The 16066-nt window shown below is 68.7% G+C and carries 15 protein-coding genes; 9 read left to right on the top strand and 6 right to left on the bottom strand.

What is annotated here, in order from left to right; genetic code table 11:
* Positions 1–10: 10 nt before the first annotated feature.
* From ABFX18_RS12615 to ABFX18_RS12605, 3 genes are read right to left on the bottom strand one after another with little or no spacing between them, the layout of a single operon-like run.
* Positions 11–952, bottom strand: a complete 942-nt coding sequence (locus ABFX18_RS12615) for a carbohydrate kinase family protein (protein ID WP_346058497.1) — start codon at positions 950–952, stop codon at positions 11–13.
* Positions 949–1719 (bottom strand): SDR family oxidoreductase, encoded by a 771-nt coding sequence (locus ABFX18_RS12610; protein ID WP_211650145.1) that lies wholly within the window; start codon positions 1717–1719, stop codon positions 949–951. Before ABFX18_RS12610 ends, ABFX18_RS12615 begins: the two co-directional genes overlap by 4 nt.
* Entirely contained in the window at positions 1716–2675 is a 960-nt protein-coding gene (locus ABFX18_RS12605) for a sugar-binding transcriptional regulator (protein ID WP_211650146.1), read from the bottom strand. The genes ABFX18_RS12610 and ABFX18_RS12605 overlap by 4 nt, the downstream gene beginning before the upstream one ends.
* Before the next feature lie 179 nt (positions 2676–2854).
* Here ABFX18_RS12605 and ABFX18_RS12600 point away from each other — a divergent pair, with 179 nt between their 5' ends.
* From ABFX18_RS12600 to ABFX18_RS12590, 3 genes are all read left to right on the top strand, one after another.
* Positions 2855–4459 (top strand): sugar ABC transporter ATP-binding protein, encoded by a 1605-nt coding sequence (locus tag ABFX18_RS12600; protein ID WP_211650147.1) that lies wholly within the window; start codon positions 2855–2857, stop codon positions 4457–4459.
* 1 nt (position 4460) lies between these two features.
* Complete coding sequence (locus ABFX18_RS12595; RefSeq protein WP_090146824.1) at positions 4461–5474, top strand: ABC transporter permease; 1014 nt, start codon at positions 4461–4463, stop codon at positions 5472–5474.
* Positions 5475–5556: 82 nt separating this feature from the next.
* Entirely contained in the window at positions 5557–6630 is a 1074-nt protein-coding gene (locus ABFX18_RS12590) for a substrate-binding domain-containing protein (RefSeq protein ID WP_090146826.1), read from the top strand.
* 55 nt (positions 6631–6685) lie between these two features.
* On the opposite strand, the gene ABFX18_RS12585 is transcribed toward ABFX18_RS12590, so the two are convergent.
* The gene (locus tag ABFX18_RS12585) at positions 6686–7633 is read right to left on the bottom strand and encodes a sugar-binding transcriptional regulator (protein WP_346058496.1); all 948 of its coding nucleotides are present in this window, start codon (positions 7631–7633) and stop codon (positions 6686–6688) included.
* Between the two features lie 133 nt (positions 7634–7766).
* Here ABFX18_RS12585 and ABFX18_RS12580 point away from each other — a divergent pair, with 133 nt between their 5' ends.
* From ABFX18_RS12580 to ABFX18_RS12555, 6 genes are all read left to right on the top strand, one after another.
* Entirely contained in the window at positions 7767–8411 is a 645-nt protein-coding gene (locus ABFX18_RS12580; protein WP_090146830.1) for an SIS domain-containing protein, read from the top strand.
* Positions 8408–9865, top strand: a complete 1458-nt coding sequence (gene xylB, locus ABFX18_RS12575; RefSeq protein ID WP_346058495.1) for a xylulokinase — start codon at positions 8408–8410, stop codon at positions 9863–9865. Before ABFX18_RS12580 ends, xylB begins: the two co-directional genes overlap by 4 nt.
* Entirely contained in the window at positions 9862–10605 is a 744-nt protein-coding gene (locus ABFX18_RS12570; protein WP_346058494.1) for a beta/alpha barrel domain-containing protein, read from the top strand. Before xylB ends, ABFX18_RS12570 begins: the two co-directional genes overlap by 4 nt.
* Positions 10602–11639, top strand: coding sequence for an NAD(P)-dependent alcohol dehydrogenase (locus ABFX18_RS12565; RefSeq protein WP_346058493.1), 1038 nt, complete (start codon positions 10602–10604; stop codon positions 11637–11639). The genes ABFX18_RS12570 and ABFX18_RS12565 overlap by 4 nt, the downstream gene beginning before the upstream one ends.
* A gap of 70 nt (positions 11640–11709) precedes the next feature.
* Positions 11710–12468 (top strand): SDR family NAD(P)-dependent oxidoreductase, encoded by a 759-nt coding sequence (locus tag ABFX18_RS12560; RefSeq protein WP_346058492.1) that lies wholly within the window; start codon positions 11710–11712, stop codon positions 12466–12468.
* Complete coding sequence (locus ABFX18_RS12555; RefSeq protein WP_346058491.1) at positions 12468–13499, top strand: zinc-dependent alcohol dehydrogenase; 1032 nt, start codon at positions 12468–12470, stop codon at positions 13497–13499. Before ABFX18_RS12560 ends, ABFX18_RS12555 begins: the two co-directional genes overlap by 1 nt.
* A gap of 85 nt (positions 13500–13584) precedes the next feature.
* Here the strand turns inward: ABFX18_RS12555 and ABFX18_RS12550 are convergent, their stop codons facing one another.
* Together ABFX18_RS12550 and ABFX18_RS12545 are read right to left on the bottom strand one after the other, a co-directional pair.
* Positions 13585–14832 (bottom strand): AGE family epimerase/isomerase, encoded by a 1248-nt coding sequence (locus ABFX18_RS12550; RefSeq protein WP_090146843.1) that lies wholly within the window; start codon positions 14830–14832, stop codon positions 13585–13587.
* Positions 14833–14921: 89 nt separating this feature from the next.
* Positions 14922–16052 carry a substrate-binding domain-containing protein gene (locus ABFX18_RS12545; protein WP_090146844.1) on the bottom strand — a complete coding sequence of 377 codons (1131 nt, stop codon included), beginning with the start codon at positions 16050–16052 and terminating at the stop codon, positions 14922–14924.
* Positions 16053–16066 lie beyond the last annotated feature (14 nt).

The raw sequence follows: 16066 nt of genomic DNA, 5'->3' as shown, positions 1-16066 counted from the left end.
TGATGGTTTGCTATGAAGTGGCTGGAAATGTGGCGGGCTCTCCGTGCGCCTCGCCTGCGAGTTCGCGCGTCCACGGCGGATTGGCACCAGCGCGAGAGGCGGTGATGCCCGCCGCTCGTGCGGCGAACTGCAGCGCGTGCTCGACGTCGTGCGGTGCGGGCGGATCACCCGCGAGCAGGGAAGCGGCGAGCGGACCGTCGAGCACGGCCGCGAGGAGCGCGGCCATGAACGAATCGCCTGCGCCGACCGTGTCGACCACCGCGACCCGATCCGCGGGGGCAGCAGCCCCGCTGTCGGCGAACCGTGCGATGCAACCGGCCGCACCACGCGTGACGACGGCGAGGGACGCGCCGAGAGCGACCATGCGTGCGAGCACTGCATCGAGGTCCTGCCCGGGGTAGAGCCATTCCGCATCTTCATCGCTCATCTTCACGATGTGGCTCCGCGCGGCGAGGCGCTCGACCTGGTCGAGCGTCGCGCCGTGATCCTTCATGAGATCGGGGCGGATGTTCGGGTCGTAGCTGCGCAGCCGCGATCCTGGATCGTCGAATGCGGCCGCGACGGTGGCAGCGCCGGGTGTCAGCACCGCGCCGAGCGAGCCCGTGTGCACGAGGCCGATGCCGTCGAGCGGGGTCGCCGGGAGTTCCGAGTCGAGCACGAAGCGGTACTGCGCCTGCCCGGTGGCGTCGAGCGTCACCTCGGCACGAGAGGTCTCCGCGCCTGGTACGGGCTCGGCGAACGAGACGTCGGAGGCGCGCAGATGATCGGCGATCTGCGCGCCGTGCGCGTCGTCGCCGAACCGGGTGGCCAGCGTCGTGGCAACGCCGAGCCGGCTCAGGCCGACGGCGACGTTCAGAGGCGAACCCCCGGGAAACGCGGTGCCGTCGATGACGTCGACGAGCGCCTCGCCGAAGACGAGTGCGCGCGGCGCCCCGGTCGTCGCGTGCTTCACAGCGCGGTGTATCCGCCGTCGATGACGATCGACTGGGCCGTGAGGTAGGAGGACGCGTCGGATGCGAGGTAGGCGACGAGCCCATGCAGGTCACTGGGATCGCCCATGCGGCCGATCGGAATGCGCGACGTCCACTCGGCGGCGAGCTCCGGGTTGCTCTCGGTGAACTGCTTCGTCATGTCGGAGAGGAAGTAGCCCGGGGAGATGGCGTTGACGCGAATGCCTGCAGCGGCCCACTCCACGGCGAGCGACTTCGTGAGGTGGTCCACGGCGGCCTTCGACGTGTTGTACGCCGTCTGCTGCTGCGGCACGTTGACGATCTTCGCGGACATCGACGAGACGAGGATCGCAGAGCCCGCGAGTCCCTCGGCCAGCACCCGTCGCGCGAACTCCTGGGCCACGAAGAAGGTTCCGTCGACGTTGATCGACTGCACTCGGCGCCACTGCGCCGGGTCGATATCGACGGCGGCTTCGAGCAAGGTGATGCCGGCGGCCGTGAGCAGAATCTGGGGGGTGCCGACGGCAGCGCCGATCCGGTCGAACGCCACGCTGATCTGCTCGGGGTCGGTGACGTCGGTGTGGATGCCGACTGCCTGCACGCCGAATCGCTCGCCGAGAGCGACAGCCGTCGCGTCGACGTCGGGGAGCACATCGAGCAGTGCGACATTCGCACCCTGCCCCGCGAGCGCCTCCGCGAGCGAGTAGCCGAGGCCGCGTCCGCCGCCGGTGACGACAGCTGTGCGGCCCTGCAGGTCTTCGAACTTCATGAATCGCTCCTTCGGTGCGGGTCGGTACGTGAGGCATCTGCGAGCAGTGCCTGGGCGGTGCTCGCATCGCATGCGAGCGAGTGGATGAGCCCGCTGCGGAGCGCCGCGCGCACCGCAACGAACTTCAGCGGCCCGCCGGCGACGGCGAGCACATGGGGGACGTTGCGGAGCCCCGGGGCGTCGATGCCGACGCTCCGTCCCACAGCATTCTCGACTACCGCACCGTCGATGTCGAGCAGTACGGCGCCGAGGTCGGCGCGCACGCCGGCGTCGAGGAGCGATTCGCGGATCCCGAGCTGCCCCGCGAGCATCGAGACCTGCGAATCCTCCGGATTCCAACTTCCGATGCCGACGACCGCGGTGGTGACCTCTGAGAATCGGGCGAACGTCTCGCGAGCAGCGGGCTCGTCGCGGAGCAGCTCGGCGGTCTCGTCACTGCGTGTCAGGAGCGGAGCGAGCAGCGCATGCGGGGTGCCGCCGGATACCCTCGCGGCGTGCCGCACGAGTTCGACGCCGCTCTCCTGCAAACCTGCGGCGACGCCCTCCAATTGGACGACATCGACGGGCGGGAGCGACTGGAACGCCATCACCATCTGGCGCAAGGTGCGGCCTGCGGCCAGGCCGAGCACCTCGCCGGGCGTCATCACCTCTTCGACGAGTCGCGCCGCGGCGGTACCGAGACGCCGCTTCAACGTGTCCTCCGCGCCGCCGGGTGCGTGTACAACAATTGCGTGTCGAAGTTGGAAGGCTGCGCGCAACTGAGCGGAGAGCCCGAGGTCGAGATCGTCGGGTGAGGCGATCTCGAATCGCACGATTCCCCGCTCGCGCGCTTGCTCGAGCAGGCGCGCGACGGCAAACCGGGAAATTCCGAGCTCATCTGCGATTTCTATGCGAGACAAGCCATCGAGATAGTGCCGCGTTGCGACGAGGGCCATGCGGCGTTCGACCTCGCTCATGGGGCTCCTCCATCGGATTGGCGCAGTGGGACACAGAGACTGTAGCATCGCTCAAATGTGCGGGCATGTTTCTCAGATGTTACAAGTCATGGTAAAAACCTATACGGGCCTCGAACGAAGCGCCCACATGCCGGGACGACGAGGAACCTCCGCTCGCCGTGGAGAGGGGTGAATGCAACATGAGTAACCAGCAGGCACACACGCGCGACTCCGCGCAGCACGTGCCGGCCACCGGGACGCTGCTCGAATGCACGAACATCGTCAAGGGCTTCGGAGGGATCCCCGTGCTCAGGGGAATCTCATTGAGCCTCGAGGCGGGAACCATCACCGCGCTCGCGGGTGAGAACGGCGCGGGCAAGTCCACGCTGATGAAGATCGCATCGGGTCAGTACCGCCCGGACGGCGGCACCGTCGAGGTCCAGGGAACCCCGCTTCCCGCGGGCAACGCTCAAGCGGCGCACCGACTCGGCGTCGCCATCGTGCCGCAGGAGCTCGCGTCGATCCTCGAGCTCACCGTGTACGAGAACCTCTTCATCGGACGCGAGCTGCGCGGACCGCTGGGGCTTCGCCGTGGCGCGATGATCGAGCAGGCCCGCGAGCAGCTCGCGGTCTTCGGGCTCACGATCGATCCGCGCAAGCGAATGGGCGACCTCGCCGTCGGCATCCGTCAGATCATCGAGATCGTCAAAGCCACCAACACCGGCGCGAACGTGATCCTGCTCGACGAGCCGTCGAGCGCGATCTCGGAGCGGGAGGTCGGCCGACTGCTCGAGGTCATGGGGCTGCTGCGCGACCGCGGCGTCGCGCTGCTGTTCACGACGCACAAGATGGAGGAGATTCGGGCCATCGCCGACCGCGTGATCGTGCTCCGCGACGGTGAGCTCGTCGAAGACCAGGCGCTCGCGAACCTGACCGACGACGACATCGTGACGGCGATGATCGGACGAGAGCTCGAAGACCTCTTCCCCGAGCGCGGTGTGCCGAGCGCTGACGTCGTGCTCGAGCTGGACGCGCTGCAGGTCAGCGGCGCGAACGCCCCCATCTCGCTGCAGGTGCGCCGCGGCGAGATCGTCGGATTGGCCGGTCTGGTCGGCGCCGGACGCACGGAGCTCATGGAGACCGTGTTCGGCGTCCGCAAGTCGGAGAGCGGCGAGGTCAGGGTTCGCGGATCGCGCGTGAAGCCGGGCGAGCCAGCAGCCGCCATCACAGCGAAGATGGCGCTCGTGCCGGAGGATCGCAAGGGCTCGGGCGCTGTGCTCCCGATGTCGGTGCTCGACAACGGCACTCTGCCGGGCCTCGGCCAATTCTCCATCGCAGGGTTCCTGCGTCAGCGCGCTCGTCGCGAGCGGGTCGGCGAGGTCATGGATTCGGTGCGACTGCGCAGCCGCGATCTCGACCAGTCGCTCGAGACGCTCTCCGGCGGCAATCAGCAGAAGGTGGTGCTGGCCCGCTGGCTCACCGGGGATGTCGACGTGCTGCTGCTCGACGAGCCGACGCGCGGCGTCGACGTCGGAGCGCGAAGCGAGATCTACCGCATCATCGTCGAATTGGCCGCCAGCGGCATGGCCGTGCTCATGGCGTCGAGCGATATGCCCGAGATCCTCAGCCTCTCCCACCGTGCACTCGTGCTGCGAGAGGGTGCGGTGGCCGGTGAGCTCACCGCAGCCGACCTCTCCCGCGCCGAGGTGCAGGACCGAATCTTCCGCCTCGCCAGCGGACTCGAAGCCACGGAAGCGGACGCGGCTGCCGCCGAACCCGCAGACGCTCCTCGAAAGGACGCATGACATGTCGAATCCGACACAGACCGAAGTGATGCGGACGGTGTCCGAGAGCGGCGATCTCCGCCGCTTCTCGGGACCCTGGTTCCGCGAACTGGCCATCCGCTACGCGATGGTCATCGTGATGCTGCTCATCATCGCCTTCTTCCTGTACCGCAGCGCGCGCTTCGGCACGGTGGACAATGTGACGACGATTCTGGTCGCGGCGGCGCCCTTCGCGCTGATCGCGCTCGGGCAGACGCTGGTGATCCTCACCGGCGGGATCGACCTGTCGGTCGGCAGCGTCATCGCCTTGAGCGCCATGGCCGCCGCCGTCGCGGCGAAGGAGATGCCCGACCAGATCTGGCTCGCGCCGATCGTCGCCGTGGCCGTCGGTTTCGCCGCGGGTTCGGTGAACGGCTTCGTCGTCTCGGTCATGAAGGTGCCGCCGTTCATCGCGACGCTCGGCATGCTCACGCTGGCCAGCGGCCTCGCCTTCGTGCTGGGCGACGGTGCGCCGATCAACGGTCTGCCCACCGAGTACGGTCAGTTCGCGAACACGCGCGTCTTCGGGCTCACCGTCCCCGTGATCCTCATGATCCTCATGATCATCGGATTCGGGCTGATGATGCGCCGCACCAGCTACGGCCTGCGCGTCTACGCAGTGGGCGGCAACCCGCTCGCCGCGCAGATCGCCGGCGTGAAGACCGGCCGGGTGCTCTACAGCGTGTACGCCATCAGCGGCGCGCTCGCCGGCCTCTCCGGCATCATGCTCTCCTCCCGCGTGATCAGCGGGTCGCCGAACCTCGGCCAGGGCTACGAACTCGACGCCATTGCCGCAGTCGTGATCGGTGGGGCGAGCCTCATGGGCGGCCGCGGCACCGTCTGGGGCACCGCGCTCGGCCTGCTGCTCATTCAGACCCTGAACAACGGTCTCGACATTCTGACCGTCCCCGCCTACTGGCAGGACGTGATCAAGGGCGTGCTGATCGTCGCCGCAGTCGCGGTCGACGTATGGGCCAGCAAACGTCGACGATCTTGACCGTCGCCGCTCCCACGGGCGCGGCGAGATCCCCCAGTGCACGACTCTCCCCTCACCACTCACCATCGAAATGGAGTACCCCATGAAGTTCACCTCCCGAATGAACCGCGGATTCGCGGTTGCCGTGGCCGGCGCGGCAGTGCTGTCGCTCGCGGCTTGCGGTGCCGGCGATCCTGCAGCGCAGCAGGGCGCCGATGACAGCGGCAAGGAACGCGTCACCGTCGGCGTGAGCGTCTACGACATGTCCTCCTTCATCACCGAAGGCAAGGAAGGCATCGACCGCTACGCGGAAGACAACAACATCGAGATCCTGTGGAACGTCGCGAAGATGGACGTCTCGACGCAGGCGACCCAGGTCGATCAGTTCATCCAGGCCGGCGTGGACGCGATCATGGTCGTCCCCGTTCAGGCGGATACGCTGCAGCCGCAGGTGACCGCGGCGAGCGAGGCGGGGATCCCCTTCCTCGACGTCAATGCGACGCTGAACAACGACGAGGTCGCCGGGAGCGTGCAGCCCGACGACGTCGCCGCTGGCGCGCAGGAAGCGCAGATGATGATGGACGAGCTCGGAGGCAAGGGCAACGTCGTCATCCTGCAGGGCCCGCTGGGCGGCTCGGGCGAGATCAACCGCGGCGCCGGCATCGACCAGGTGCTTGAGGAGAACCCCGATGTGAGCGTGCTCGCGAAGGACACCGCGAACTGGAGCCGCGACGAGGCCGTCAACAAGATGAAGAACTGGATCTCCGCCTTCGGCGATGAGATCGACGGCGTCATCTCGCAGAACGACGACATGGGTCTCGGCGCCAAGCAGGCGCTGCGCGAGGCCGGCATGGACGACATTCCGGTCGTCGGCATCGACGGCATCGAGGATGGTCTCAACGCTGTGAAGAACGGCGACTTCATCGGCACCTCGCTGCAGAACGGCACGGTCCAGCTCGCGACCGGCGTTGCGGTGGCTGCTGCCATCGCGCGCGATGAGGATGTCGACAACAACCTCGTCTACACTATGCCCCCCATCACGCAGGACAACGTCGAGGACGCTCTCGATCACGTCGTCAACGATCGCCCGGCCTTCCTCGACGGGCTGAGCGAACTGATCGCCGAGAACCTCAAGACCGGCGATATCGCGTACGAGGGTCTGCCCGGCCAGGAGTAGTCAGCGATCGAGCGGCGGCGGTTTCCTCCCGGGCAGGGGTGGAAGCCGCCGCCGTTCAGGTTGTGCGCGGCCCGGAGAGCAGCGACAGCGCCGAGGCGCGGTCGGTGATGAGGGTCGTCACGAACCCGGCGAGCAGCACGGCCCGGAGCGCGGCGTGCTTCTCGGCTCCACCCGCGACGACGACGATCTCGGGGATCGCGCGCAATTGATCGAAGGGGATCGCAATGGTGCGAGTATCGAGGGCCGAAACCCGGCCGCCCGAACCGTCGAAGAGCGACGCCGCGACATCGGCGCGCACACCGCTCGCGATCAGACCGCCCGCATCGTCGTCGGAGATCGAATCCGCGAGCTGGGAGACGACGGGGCTCCAGCTGCCGACCGCGAGCACGGCGCGCGTCACCTCTCCCATGCGCGCCAGCGTCTCGGCGACGCCGGGCTGGCGGCAGAGCATGGCTGCGGCGTCGGCGTCGGACGCCACGAGCGGAACGTACAGCGATGCGGGCTCGCCTCCCGATATCGCACTGACGGTGCGCACCAGATCTCCAGCCGTTTCACCTGGAGGGCCCGCGAGCCCGGTCAGCTGGACGACATCGCACTGCGGGAGCGCGCGGAGGTGCTCGGGAATCGCGGCGAGCGTTCGACCGCTCGCGAACCCCAGCACCTCTCCGGCTTGGACCTGCGTCTCGAGGTACTCGGCTGCGGCGCGGCCGAGAGCGGCGCGGAGCGCGCGCGGGTCGGCGTCGCCGTCGGGCATCGTGACGCACCGGACGTCGCGGAGCCCGTACCGTCGGCGCAGTTCGGCGACGTCGTCGCGGCTGAGCGCTTGCGGTGCGCCGACGCTGATGCGCAGCACGCCGAGGTCGCGGGCCTCGGCGATGAGCCGGGCGACGCGGAAGCGGGACATGCCGGTTCGCGCGGCCAGCTCCACCATCGGAACGTCGTTGATGAAGTGCTCTCGGGCGACGTGCGCCATCTCGACCAGCCTGTTGGGACCGGGTTCCATGGTCGTCTCCTCTCGATGGGTCATCATCTCACACCGGATGATTCCGGGGCTCGCACTGCGTCGAGCCGGAAGTCGCTTCGCATCGCGCAAGACGATAGAATAAATGCAACAAATGAGAGATCAGGTCAATCATATGAGCGCAACCGCCGCCGACCTCGTGCATCACGCACGAGAGTCGATTCTTCGCGAGTCTCAAGCACTGGCGAATCTCGCCGAGCAGATCGACGACAGCTTCGCCGACGTGGTCTCGGCCGTGCAGCGCTGCACCGGCAAAGTCGTGACCACGGGCGCCGGCACGTCGGGCATCATGGCCGAGCGCCTCGCTCACCTGCTGTCCGTCTCCGGGACGCCGGCGTTCTACCTCCCCTCGCAAGACGCACTCCACGGAGGCATGGGAGCCGTGACCTCGGACGACCTCGTGATCGCCTTCTCGAAGGGCGGGCAGTCAGTCGAACTCACCCAGCTCGTCGAGCGCCTCGTCGAGCGCGGAACCGACGTCGTCGCGGTGACCGAGCGACCCGACTCGCCCTTCGCCGCGGCCGCGACGCGCGTCGTCCACCTCACCACAGATCCGGTCGACGCCGACGCAGGCGGCCTGATCGCACTCGGCAGCACACTCGTGGCCGGAGCGTGGGGAGACGCCCTCACCGTCACGCTCATGGGCCTGCGCGGCTTCAGCTGGGAAGAGGTCGTGCAGATCCACCCGGCCGGGATCGTCGGCCAGCAGCGCGACCTGCCGGATACGATCGAGGCGCCGACGCGGGGAGGCGCCGCATGATCGCCGTCGTCTGCGGCGTCGATACGTCGACGCAGTCGTGCAAGGTGGAGTTCTTCGCGCTCGACGACGGGCGCCGGATCGCGGGGGCCACTGCCGCGCATCCGCCGGTCGCGCCGCCGCGCAGCGAGCAGAACCCCCATGCCTGGTGGAATGCGTTCGTCGGCGCATTCCGCGCTGCGCTCGCGCAAGCGGGCGACGTGAGCGTTCGCGCGATCTCCGTCGCGGGGCAGTGCCACGGCATGGTGCCGCTCGACGCGCACGGCGAGGTGATTCGCGACGCGAAGCTCTGGAACGACACGACGACCGACGGCGAGCTGCGCCGGCTCACCGAGCGCATCGGTGCGGATCGCCTGATCGCGTCCACCGGATCGCTCCCGACCGCCGCATTCACGCTGAGCAAGGTCGCGTGGTTCGCCGATCACGAGCCGGAGAACTTCTCGAGACTCGCGACCATCCTGCTGCCGCACGACTATCTCACGTACCGGCTCACCGGGGCGTTCGCGACCGACCGCTCCGAAGCATCGGGCACCGGGTACTTCGACCCGTCGGCGAACCGCTATCTGCTCGATCACCTCGCGCTCATCGACGAGTCGCGCGACTGGGCGGCGATGCTGCCCGAGGTGCTCCCGCCCGACGGCGTGGCCGGCACCACGACCTCGGCGGCCATGACCGAGCTCGGCATCGCAGAGCCGGCACTCGTCTCCGCCGGCGGCGGCGACCAGCACGCCTCGGCCCTGGGCCTCGGGATCGCGGAGGGAGACGCCGTCTTCGCGTTCGGCACCTCCGGGGTGGTGTTCTCGACCACACCAGAGCCCGTGCGCGATGCGCGAGGATTCGTGAACGGCGTCGCGAACCTCACGGGCGGCTTCCTGCCGCTCGTCTGCACGCTCAACGGAGCGAAGGTGATCGACACGTTCGCGAGACTCATGGGAGCGAACCACGACGAACTCTCCGCCCTCGCATTGCAGGCGGGGAGCGATGGGCCGGTGCTCGCGGCGTTCCTCGATGGGGAGCGCACGCCCAACCGGCCGCTGGCCTCCGGCCTGCTCGCCGACCTCACCACCGAGACGAGCCGTGAGCAACTGGCACGTGCGGCGTACGAAGGCGTGGTGTTCGGTCTCGTCGCCGGGCTGTCCCACTTCGAGCGCTGCGGGGTGCGCACCGACGGCGAAGTGATCGCCATCGGCGGCGCCGCCCGTTCCGCCGCGACGCGGCAGATCCTCGCCGATGCGCTCGGCAAGCCGGTGCATCTCGTCGACGCACCGGAGGCGGTCGCGCGCGGAGCGGCCGTGCAGGCCGCCGCGGTGCTGAGCGAGACGCCCATCATGGAGCTCGCGGAGCACTGGAAGCCGGCCCGGCGGGTCGCGGCCGAGCCCGCCAGAGTCTCGACCGAGCGCTTCGCGCGGTACGCCGAGGTCGCAGCGATCGACACGCTCGACCGGAGCCGCGGATGAGCGCGGTGCAGTTCGCGGAGCGCTCGTCCGCTGCCGCCCCGCCCCATGCTGCATGGATCACCGATGTGCCGGAAGGATCGGTGTACGGCAGCCTGTACGCCGCGCCTGCGCCGGATCGGGAAGCCGTCGCCGACCGATTCGCGGCGATCGGCCTGCCGATTCATCTCGATGTGATTCTCGATCGCGAAGACACCGGGGAGCTGGTGCATCGAGGGATCGTCGCAGCCGAACTGCGAGACCTCGGCGCGCGGCATCCTGATTCGCTGCTCGAGGTCCACCTGATCGTGCTCGCGGGAGCGCGAGGCCGCGCCGTCGACGGGTACGACCCCGAGCTGCGCGACGAGATCGCCGCTGTACTCGAGGCCGCCGCCTCGGTCGGTGCGCAGCGCGCCGCAGTGCCCGCCGGCGTGGCAGCGGACGCCTCCCTGACCGAGGCGTTCCGCGCCGCCGGCGGAGAGGTCTGGACGGTGCTCGAACCGGGGGACGACCCGGCGAGTCTCGACGCCGGCACTGCCGGCGCCCTGATCATGCTCATCGAGCCCGGCACGCGGGAGCCCGCGCGCCCCGAACTGCTCGAACGCATTTCGCAGCTCGCTCCGGCGGTGCAGGTGAGTGTCGACGGAGGCGTCGATGCCGCCATCGCGCTCCGCGCGATCGAGCTCGGAGCCCATCACGTCATCGTCGGCCGCGCCCTGCTCGGCCGCGCACACACCCAAGCAGTACGAGGAGAACAGTCATGACTCACCCTGAGATCCCGGAGCGGATGCGCGCCAGCGTGCTCCTCGGCACGCGAGAGCTCACGATCGAAGAGCGCCCGGTGCCGGTGCCCGCCGCCGACGAGGTACTCGTTCGCGTCGGCGCCGTCGGCGTGTGCGGTTCAGATGTGCACTACTTCCGCGAGGGGCGGATCGGAGACTTCGTCGTCGAGGCTCCGCTCGTGCTCGGGCACGAGGTCGGCGGCGTCGTCGTCGCCGTCGGCGATAACGTCGATCCGGCCCGCGTCGGCCACCGGGTCGCGATCGAGCCGCAGCGGCCATGCGGGCGCTGCCGCGAATGCCGCATCGGCGCCTACAACCTCTGCCCCGACATGGAGTTCTACGCGACGCCCCCGATCGACGGCGCCTTCGCGGAGTTCGTGACCATCCAGTCGGCCTTTGCGCACGACGTGCCCGACAACGTGACCGACGAGGCGGCCGCCCTGCTCGAGCCGCTGTCGGTCGCGATCACCTCGGTGCGCAAAGCCGGCATCGTCCCCGGCTCGACCGTGCTCATCGCCGGAGCCGGCCCCATCGGCATCATCACCGCTCAGACGGCACGCGCATTCGGCGCCGGCGAAGTGATCGTCTCCGATCTCGTCGAGGCGCGCCGCGACCGCGCACTGCAGTACGGTGCGACCCGCGTCGTCGACCCGCGCACGCAGAACCCCGCGGATCTCGATGTGCCGATCGACGCCTTCATCGATGCGAGCGGCGCCGCACCCGCCGTGCAGTCCGGCATCCGCGCCGTGCGTCCTGCCGGGACCGCCGTGCTCGTCGGCCTCGGCAACCCGGAGATGACGCTGCCCGTCGAAGACATCCAGAACCGCGAGATCACCGTCACCGGGATCTTCCGCTACACCGAGACCTGGCCGGTCGCGATCCAGCTCGTCTCGAACGGCCAGGTCGATCTCGACTCGCTCGTCACCGGGCAATTCGGTCTCGACGAGGTCGAGCAGGCACTCGAGAGCGACACCGACCCGGACAGCCTGAAATCGGTCGTCTACCCGGGTCGCTGATCAGCCACCACCTCTCGCGACGATCCGTCGCTTCCTCGCACGATGTACCAACATGAAAAGGACACGAAACATGACTTCGTTCAGCCTCGAGGGCAAGACGGCCCTCGTCACCGGCGGTAACCAGGGTCTCGGCAAGGCATTCGCCTTCGGGCTCGCCGAGGCCGGCGCACGCGTCGCGATCGTCGGCCGCAGCGCCGAGCGAAACGCGCAGGTCGTCGCCGAAGCCGCGGATCGCGGGATCGAGTTCGTCGCCATCACCGCGGACATCACCGACGACGCGCAGATCACCCGTATGGTCGAAGAGGCCAAGTCGGGTCTCGAGCGCATCGACATCCTCGTCAACAACGCTGGCACCTGCTTCCACGGCGAATCGTGGAGCGTCACCGACGAGCAGTGGGACGCGGTGTGGGACCTCAACGTGCGCGCCCTCTGGAAAGCGAGCGTCGCGGTCGGCGAGCACATGCGCGAGATCGGTGGCGGATCGCAGGTGAACATCGGCTCGATGTCGGGATTGATCGTCAACCGTCCGCAGTGGCAGCCGGCGTACAACGCCTCGAAGGCTGCAGTGCACCACCTCACCAAGTCGCTCGCCGTCGAGTGGGCTCCCCTGAACATCCGAGTGAACGCGGTTGCGCCCGGCTACGTCAAGACGGAGATGGCTCCCGTCGACAACCCCGAGTTCCAGCGCTACTGGATCGAGGATGCCCCGCAGCAGCGCTTCGCCCTGCCCGAGGAGATCGCGCCGAGCGTGGTCTTCCTCGCGAGCGACGCCGCCTCGTTCATCACCGGCTCGGTCCTCGTGGCCGACGGTGGATACACGGCAGTCTGATGAGCGACGTGCAGGAGGCCGTACGTCGCATCGTCGTCAATGCGGCCGATGACATCCGTGTCGAGCAGATTCCGGCGCCCGCCGCTGGCGCCGGCGAGGTGCTCGTGCGCTCGACCATCGTCGGCATCTGCGGGTCGGACGTGCACGCGGCGCACGGCCGACACCCGTTCATGTCCCTGCCGTTCTGGCCGGGGCACGAGGTGATCGGCGTCGTCGAGGCCGCTGGACCCGAGGCGCCGGCGGATCTCGTGAACCGCCGCGTCGTCATCGAGCCGAACCTCGCCTGCGGGGAGTGCACGCCGTGCCAGCGGGGTCGGTACAACATCTGCGCGACGCTCGACGTCTTCGGCTGCCAGACCCCTGGCGGCATGACGGATCGCTTCACCATCGCCGCAGATCGCGTCATCGCGCTGCCCGACGACCTGAGCGACCGAGAGGCTGCGCTCATCGAGCCGCTCGCGACTCCCGTGCACGCGGTGCGCCGCGCAGGGGATCTCACGGGCGCTCGCGTCGTGGTGCTCGGGGCCGGCCCCATCGGCTTGTTCGTGACGATCGCCGCGCTGCACGCGGGAGCTGAACGCGTCGTCGTCGCCGATCTGCTCGAGTCGAAGCGCGCCCGCGCGGAGCGTCTCGGCGCTTCCGGCAGCTTCGATTCGAGCGCCCCCGATGCCGCCGAAGCCGCGATGCGCGAGCTCGGCGGCAAGGCTGACGTCGTGTTCGACTGCGTCTCGCGGGAGGCCACCGTGCGCCTCGCGATCGAGATGCTCGAGAAGGGCGGCACCATCATGACCGTCGGCGTGCCCTCCGGGCCCACCACGATCGACCTCGAGCTGATCCAGGATCGCGAGATCGCACTGCTCGGGAACCTGATGTACGTGCGGGAGGACGTGGAGGCCGCCATCGCGCTGCTGCGCGAGCGTCGCCTGCCCCTCGACGAGCTCATCACGGGCGTCTTCCCGCTCGACCAGGCGCAGCAGGCGTTCGACGCGTCGAACGATCCCGAGCAGGTGAAGGTGCTGGTGGAGGTGTAGTACGTCGCTCCTCCCTGTGGGTCGGGGTCGGTATGCGGGGTCGCACCCGGATGCCGACCCCGATCCGCGTTGGAGGGCTGGCGGCTCAGCTCGCGTCGCGGGCGCCGGATCGCAGACCGTGCGTCAGGCTGTGCGTCACCGGCAGTCGCGCGAAGAGCGTTGCCTGGAGCGCATGGTAGAGGTCGGGCTTGCCGCTCCACGTGCCGTCCGCTGGCGCCCCATCGGCGTCGAGCTCGTGGATCCAGCTGCCGTCGGCCTCGATGTGGTGGGCCGCCGCGTACTCCCAGAACCGGGCGTACCACTTCGCGTAGGACGCGTCGCCGGTGGCGCGGAAGAGCGCCGCCGACGTGCCGATGGCCTCGGCGATCACCCAGTGGAAGCGGTGGTCGTTCAACACGATGCCCGCCCAGTCGGTGCTGAATGCGAACCCACCGCGATCCTCGTCCCAGGCATCGGCGACCGCACGGCCGAACAGGCTGCGCGACGCATCGATCAACCAGGTGTCAGGCGAACCGGTGGCTTCGCGCTGCGCGGCCTCGAGCGCGATGAGCAGGCGAGCCCACTCGAGCCAATGGCCCACGGTCGCGCCGTACGGCCTGAAGTGGCTGTCGGGGGAGTCGGCGCCGTACTCGGGATCGGGCGTCCAATCCTCCAGGTAGTGCTCCGGCAGGCGCCACTCGTTGCGCGCGGTCACGTCGCCGATGAGGCGTCGCGCGATGGCCGTCGATCGTTCGACATGGCGGGGATCGCCGTCAGCCTCGTACGCGAGCAGGCCAGCTTCGACGAGGTGCATGTTGGGATTGGCGCCGCGGTAGGGGTCGAGCACGGTGAACTCGCGGTTCCACGTGTCCGCGTACATGCGCGCCTCCGGCTCCCACCAGCGCTCGAGTGCTCCGAGCGCGTCGGCGTAGAGATCGTCGGCCTCGAAACCCGCGAGTTTCGCCGAAGCTGCGGCCAGCAGGACGAATGCGTGCCCGTAGCTCTCCTTCGCGTCGGAATTCGTCGCAGGATCGGCCGCGCCGACGGTGACGAACCAGCCGCCGTGCTCGGCGTCGCGCAGCGCGCCGGAGCGGAGAAAGGCGAGCCCGTGCTCCACGCGCTCGGCCTGACCGGGGAACCCGAGCAAGTGCCCGAGCACCGCGCAGTAGGTGTAGCGGCCGGCGATCCAGAGCTGGGCGCCCTGGGACGCGACGGGAGCGCCGGAATCGTCGAGCCAGGAGAAGCCGCCATCCGGGTCGAGCGCGGGCTCTGCGAATGCGAGCAGCCGATCGGTCTGGGCGTCCAGCCACGCCTGGTGGGCGTCGGTGTCGATGGAGAAGCGAGTGTCGGTCATGCGCTGCCTTTCGAAACGGCACTGCGCCGGGGTGCGGAGGAAGATCCTGCCGCATCCCGGCGCAGCTCAGTGCGGGGATATCGCGAGTGCTACTTGTACTCTTCGACGATCTCGAGCAGGTTCGGCACGTTCTGGTACGAATCCGCTGCATTCTCCTGCGTGACGATCACGGGATCGAGCAGGTAGGCGGGCACGACCTTCGAGCCGTTGTCGTACTGGTCGGTGTCGTTCACATCGACCTCTTCGCCCTGCTGCAGCTGACCGATCATCTTGATGGTCTGCTCGACGAGCAGCGCCGTGTCCTTATTGATGGTCGAGTACTGCTTGCCCTCCATGATCGAGCGAACCGACTCGACCTCCGAGTCCTGGCCGGTCACGACGGGCAGTGGCTTGCCCGCCTGCTCGACCGAGGTCAGCACGGCGCGCGCGAGCGTGTCGTTTGGGGAGAGGACGCCGTCGAGGTCGGTGTCGCTGTAGGCGGAGGTCAGGATCGTGTCCATGCGGCTCTGAGCGTTCTCGGCCTTCCACCCGGCGGTCGCGGTCTGCTGGATGTCGGTCTGGCCCGATCCCACGACGAGGGTGCCGTCGTCGATCTTCGGCTGCAGCACGTCCATGGCGCCGTTGAAGAAGACCGCGGAGTTCGCGTCGTCGGTCGATCCGGAGAACAGCTCGACGTTGTACGGAGCATCGTGGTCGGTGCGCTCCTCGAGCCCGTCGAGCAGCGCCTGGCCCTGCAACTGGCCGACCTTGAAGTTGTCGAACGCGACGTAGTAGTCGAGTGCGTCGGTGTTCTCGATGAGGCGGTCGTACGCGATGACCGTTGCGCCTGCGTCCTTCGCGGCCTGCACCTGGGTGGCGAGCTGCTTGCCGTCCTTCGCGCCGATGACGATGACCTTCGCACCGCCCGTGACCATTGCCTGGATCTGGTTCTGCTGCTCGGCGACGGTGTTCGAGGCGGGCGCGTACTGCACGTCGGCCTTGTACCCGGCGTCTTCGAGACCGTCCGTGAAGAGCTTGCCGGCGAGCACCCAGTTCTCGCTGGTCTTGTCGGGAAGCGCGACGCCGATGGTGGCGCCCTCTTCGAACCCGGTTGACGTGGCGCCGGCGTCGGAGCCGCCCGAGCCACCCGCGTCGCCGCCGCGCTCCGAGGAGCATCCGGTGAGCGCCAGGGCGGCCGCGGCCAGCAGAGCGCCCGTGGAGAGGAGGATTCTCTTATTCATGGATTCCATTCACT

It is taken from the genome of Leucobacter alluvii, assembly GCF_039530485.1.
GTDB lineage: Bacteria > Actinomycetota > Actinomycetes > Actinomycetales > Microbacteriaceae > Leucobacter > Leucobacter alluvii.
The sequence above is the reverse complement of the archived record's forward strand: the minus strand, read 5'-3'. Positions and strand labels throughout refer to the sequence as shown.

What these genes read in the sequence shown, in the direction of transcription:
- ABFX18_RS12555 (WP_346058491.1), top strand. Translation starts at nt 12,468, where the DNA reads ATGAGCGACGTGCAGGAGGCCGTACGTCGCATCGTCGTCAATGCGGCC.
- ABFX18_RS12560 (WP_346058492.1), top strand. Translation starts at nt 11,710, where the DNA reads ATGACTTCGTTCAGCCTCGAGGGCAAGACGGCCCTCGTCACCGGCGGT.
- ABFX18_RS12550 (WP_090146843.1), bottom strand. Translation starts at nt 14,832, where the DNA reads ATGACCGACACTCGCTTCTCCATCGACACCGACGCCCACCAGGCGTGG.
- ABFX18_RS12610 (WP_211650145.1), bottom strand. Translation starts at nt 1,719, where the DNA reads ATGAAGTTCGAAGACCTGCAGGGCCGCACAGCTGTCGTCACCGGCGGC.
- ABFX18_RS12545 (WP_090146844.1), bottom strand. Translation starts at nt 16,052, where the DNA reads ATGAATAAGAGAATCCTCCTCTCCACGGGCGCTCTGCTGGCCGCGGCC.
- ABFX18_RS12595 (WP_090146824.1), top strand. Translation starts at nt 4,461, where the DNA reads ATGTCGAATCCGACACAGACCGAAGTGATGCGGACGGTGTCCGAGAGC.
- ABFX18_RS12580 (WP_090146830.1), top strand. Translation starts at nt 7,767, where the DNA reads ATGAGCGCAACCGCCGCCGACCTCGTGCATCACGCACGAGAGTCGATT.
- ABFX18_RS12605 (WP_211650146.1), bottom strand. Translation starts at nt 2,675, where the DNA reads ATGAGCGAGGTCGAACGCCGCATGGCCCTCGTCGCAACGCGGCACTAT.
- ABFX18_RS12565 (WP_346058493.1), top strand. Translation starts at nt 10,602, where the DNA reads ATGACTCACCCTGAGATCCCGGAGCGGATGCGCGCCAGCGTGCTCCTC.
- ABFX18_RS12585 (WP_346058496.1), bottom strand. Translation starts at nt 7,633, where the DNA reads ATGGAACCCGGTCCCAACAGGCTGGTCGAGATGGCGCACGTCGCCCGA.
- ABFX18_RS12570 (WP_346058494.1), top strand. Translation starts at nt 9,862, where the DNA reads ATGAGCGCGGTGCAGTTCGCGGAGCGCTCGTCCGCTGCCGCCCCGCCC.
- ABFX18_RS12600 (WP_211650147.1), top strand. Translation starts at nt 2,855, where the DNA reads ATGAGTAACCAGCAGGCACACACGCGCGACTCCGCGCAGCACGTGCCG.
- xylB (WP_346058495.1), top strand. Translation starts at nt 8,408, where the DNA reads ATGATCGCCGTCGTCTGCGGCGTCGATACGTCGACGCAGTCGTGCAAG.
- ABFX18_RS12590 (WP_090146826.1), top strand. Translation starts at nt 5,557, where the DNA reads ATGAAGTTCACCTCCCGAATGAACCGCGGATTCGCGGTTGCCGTGGCC.